The organism is Acidimicrobiales bacterium (genome assembly GCA_022452035.1).
GTDB lineage: Bacteria > Actinomycetota > Acidimicrobiia > Acidimicrobiales > MedAcidi-G1 > UBA9410.
This window is the reverse complement of the sequence record JAKURV010000053.1, coordinates 1-3,808: the sequence shown is the minus strand read 5'-3', so window position 1 is coordinate 3,808 and position 3,808 is coordinate 1. Positions and strand designations below refer to the sequence as shown.

Annotated in this window: 4 protein-coding genes and 3 tRNA genes; 4 read left to right on the top strand and 3 right to left on the bottom strand. The window is 68.6% G+C overall.

The window, feature by feature from the left end:
• Window positions 1-222: hypothetical protein (locus tag MK181_10795; protein ID MCH2420284.1), on the top strand; the 222-nt coding region annotated here is incomplete at its 5' end.
• A 202-nt stretch (window positions 223-424) separates the two neighbouring features.
• On the opposite strand, the gene MK181_10790 is transcribed toward MK181_10795, so the two are convergent.
• Window positions 425-501 (bottom strand) — tRNA-Arg (locus MK181_10790).
• A 69-nt stretch (window positions 502-570) separates the two neighbouring features.
• Window positions 571-663 (bottom strand) — tRNA-Ser (locus MK181_10785).
• 61 nt (window positions 664-724) lie between these two features.
• On the opposite strand from MK181_10785, the gene MK181_10780 reads away from it, so the two are divergent.
• Window positions 725-812: transfer RNA gene (locus tag MK181_10780), tRNA-Ser, on the top strand.
• Between the two features lie 96 nt (window positions 813-908).
• Here MK181_10780 and pheA read toward each other — a convergent pair.
• Window positions 909-1,856 carry a prephenate dehydratase gene (gene pheA, locus MK181_10775; GenBank protein ID MCH2420283.1) on the bottom strand — a complete coding sequence of 316 codons (948 nt, stop codon included), beginning with the start codon at window positions 1,854-1,856 and terminating at the stop codon, window positions 909-911.
• A 19-nt stretch (window positions 1,857-1,875) separates the two neighbouring features.
• Between pheA and larB the strand changes: the two genes are divergently transcribed.
• Both larB and larC read left to right on the top strand, forming a co-directional pair.
• Window positions 1,876-2,631 (top strand): nickel pincer cofactor biosynthesis protein LarB, encoded by a 756-nt coding sequence (gene larB, locus MK181_10770; GenBank protein ID MCH2420282.1) that lies wholly within the window; start codon window positions 1,876-1,878, stop codon window positions 2,629-2,631.
• On the top strand, window positions 2,628-3,808 hold a 1,181-nt coding region (gene larC, locus MK181_10765), incomplete at its 3' end, for a nickel pincer cofactor biosynthesis protein LarC (GenBank protein MCH2420281.1). The genes larB and larC, both read left to right, overlap by 4 nt.

Sequence of the window (3,808 nt, the reverse complement as noted above, 5' to 3'; positions counted from 1 at the left end):
ACCTTCGGCGCGGTGATGGACACCCTGACCGAGCACGTCAACGAGGTGGTGGGCGCCTGGGTGGACCCGCCGGGCCACGATTTCTTCTTCGTGGTCGATGCCGACGACGCCGCCCAGGTCTTTCAGGGCATGTTTCCGATCATTGATGCCGGCACGGCGCAGGTCCGACCGGTCGGCGACTTCGCGGCCATGCTCAAGGCCCGGGCCGAGGCGAACGCCTGAGGAAACCTCCTCCGACGACCTCACACGACCCGAGCCCGTCGGCATGCACGCACATCCTGTGGGTGCCTGAAGCCGCCTCGTGAGCCCCTGACCAGCCCGCTGTGTCCCCGTGTGCCACCCCTGTGGCTGCCGCAACACCACAGGTCAACCCATGTGAACGGGTTGGTTGAACCGGTTGGGGGTCCTGGCCTGCGAACTTGCTTGGCGCGCTCGGAGGGACTCGAACCCCCAACCTTCTGATCCGTAATCAGATGCTCTATCCAATTGGGCTACGAGCGCAGGGAGCCGAGTTTAGGGGCGGCCCGGAAACCGTCCACCGCCGGTTGCTGGGACCTCGAGGGATTCGGATGGCGGAGAGGGTGGGATTCGAACCCACGATGAGCTTTTGACCCATACTCCCTTAGCAGGGGAGCGCCTTCGACCAGACTCGGCCACCTCTCCTCGGGCCCGGATGTTACCTGCGCCCCGGAGGCCATGGACCTCCGCCGATACGCTGCGCGACGGAGGGATGGCAGAGCGGACGATTGCGACGGTCTTGAAAACCGTTGAGCCTCACGGCTTCGGGGGTTCGAATCCCCCTCCCTCCGCCACCACCGGCAGTCGGTCACGGCAGGTCCTCACACCTCGGTGTGTGAGCCTGGATCCACGGCCTGGTGCAGCTGGCCCCGGTGACTACCGCTGGTCGGTTAGCCCAGAATGCGCGACCGGAGGTCGGTCAACCAGTCGTCTGCAGACAGCGAGGCCTCGGACGCCTCGTGTCGGACGGCATCCCCGTTGGACCCGGCGGCCGGGTAGGAGCCCAGGAACTTTACGTGGCCATGCTTCATGTGGAGGTTCCGGAGGCAGTCGGCTACTAGCTCGTCGGCTAAGTGGCCCTCGAGGTCCATCAGGAAGCAGTAGTCGCCGAGGCCCTGCTTGGTGGGACGGGACTCCAGCCGGGTCAGATTGAGGGACCGGGCGGCAAACTCCTGGAGAATCCCCAGCAACGACCCCGGGCGGTCAGCTCGCTGGAACACGACGAGAGAGGTCTTGTCGTGACCGGTTGGAGCGGGGATCCCGTCCGCGGCCACCAGGACGAAGCGGGTCTGGTTCTCCGGGTGGTCCTCGACATCGGCGGCCAACACCTCCAGCCCGTAGGCGTCGGCAGCCCGGCTTGGGGCGATAGCTGCCGTCCGTCCGTCGGGCTCGGTGGCCAGCAGGCGAGCGGCGTCAGCTGTGGAGTTTGAGGCCTGGACTTCGGCGTCCGGCAGATTTAGGGCCAACCAACCCCGGCACTGGGCGATGGCGTGTGGGAACGAGACAATCCGTTCCACGTCGGCCATCGCCGTGCCCGGAGCCACCATCAGGTTTAGCTGGATCGAGATCACGACCTCGCGCTGGATGAACAGGTCGACCTCGAAGGCCAAGGTGTCCTGGGTGATGTTGACGCTGCCCTCGATCGAGTTCTCGATCGCCGCGAAGCCGAGGGACGACTCACCTTTGACCACCCGACGGAACACGTCCGGGATGGACGACGCCAACTGCAAGTCCAGCGACACCAGGTCGGGCTGGGTGTAGAGCGCCTGCTCGGTGAAGGTGCCCCGGGGACCCAGGTACGCCAACGTCGAACGGTCCGGGGGTGCGAGGTGGGCCACGAGGGGCAAGGATAGTGATGTGGACGCCGACGCCCTTCGTGGATTGCTGTTCGACGTGGCATCCGGCCGGGTGGACCCGGACCAGGCGGTACGTCGCCTGCAGCGCCTGCCCTTCGCCGACGTGGGCCTGGCCCGCATCGACCACCACCGAGCGTTGCGACAAGGGCTGCCCGAGGCCGTCTACGGGCCGGGTAAGACAGCCGAAGAGGTAGCCGTAGTGGTGGCCGAGCTGCTGGACGGCGGCACCGGCCCGGTCGTTCTGTCCCGGGCCGACAAGGCCCAGGTCGAGGCGGCACTGGCCGTGGACGCAACGGGCACGGTCCTCGGCCGGACCGCGGTCTGGCGACGGGCACCGGTCCGCGGCGAGAGGGTGCTGGTGGTCACCGCCGGCACGGCTGACGCCCCGATAGCTGACGAGTGCGCAGCGGTCCTATGGGCCCACGGCATCGATGCCGACCGACTGGCTGACGTCGGCGTATCGGGACTCCACCGCCTGCTAGCCGACGTGGATCGGGTACAGGACGCCAATGCGGTGGTCGTGGTGGCCGGGATGGAAGGTGCCCTAGCTAGCGTGGTCGGCGGCCTGACCGGTGCACCGGTAGTGGCCGTTCCGACCAGCGTGGGCTACGGCGCCTCGCTGGACGGCGTGACCGCCCTGCTGGGCATGTTGGCCTCCTGCGCCTCAGGCCTCACTGTGGTCGGGATCGACAACGGGTTCGGTGCGGCGTGTGCCGTGGTGCGCCAGCTAGGCCCCCGACGGGCCGACGCCCGATGACTCGACGGGCCTGGTTCAACTGCTTCTCCGGAATCTCCGGCGACATGGCACTCGGTGCACTACTGGACGCCGGCGCCGACGTGGACGAGGTGCGGGCACTGGTCGACCGGCTTCCCGTCGACGGATGGACATTGCAAGCCGAGCCGGTCCTACGGTGTGGCCTGGCTGGGACGAAGGTCGAGGTGGGGGCCACAGAGACCACGGTCCACCGGACGGCGGCCAACATCCTGGCCATGATCGGCGAGGCCATGCTGCCCGACCGGGTGGCCCGTCGGGCACTGTCCGTCTTCGAGGCGCTGGCTGAGGTGGAAGGCCGGCTGCACGACCGGCCACCATCGCAGGTTCATTTCCACGAGGTAGGGGCCTTGGACAGCATCGTCGACGTGGTGGGCACATGTGCCGCCCTTGAGGTGTTGGACGTAGACGAGGTGTGGTCCTCCAGCGTGGCTACCGGCCAGGGGATGGTCCGGTCGGCCCACGGCCTGATCCCCGTTCCTGCACCAGCCACCGTGGGGTTGCTGGCCGGGGCGCCGACCCATGGCACCGACGTCCCGTACGAGCTGACCACCCCGACCGGAGCGGCGCTGCTGGCCGCACTAGCCACCGGCTGGGGCGCGCTGCCGCCGCTGGTAGTGGAGGCCACCGGCTACGGCGCCGGCGACCGGGACTTGGAAGGGCGCCCCAACCTGACCCAGGTGGTGGTGGGGACGGCCACCGACGAAGTGGTCGGCGTGCCCGGCTCGGGCCAGCCGCTCACCCGCCTAGACGTGAACGTCGACGACGCCACCGGGGAGACCCTGGCCCACGCTGTGGCCGAGTGCCTGTCCGCCGGGGCCCGAGACGCCTGGGTTACCCCCATTGTCATGAAGAAGGGTCGACCGGCTCACGTGGTCAGCGCCCTGTGTGACCCGGCGGCCGTGGCCACGGTGGCCGGGGTCCTGACCGCTGAGACGGGCTCGCTGGGCGTCCGGGCCCACGGGGTGGAACGGTGGGCGACCGCCCGAACCATGCACGAGGTGGAGGTCGACGGCTACACCGTGGCTATCAAGGTGTCGGCCGGTCGGGCCAAGGCTGAACCCGACGATGCGGCACGAGTGGCTCGGGCCACCGGGCGGCCGCTGCGCGAGGTGGTGTCCCTGGCCGAGGAAACTTGGAGGCGCTCGTCGGGAGACGACCT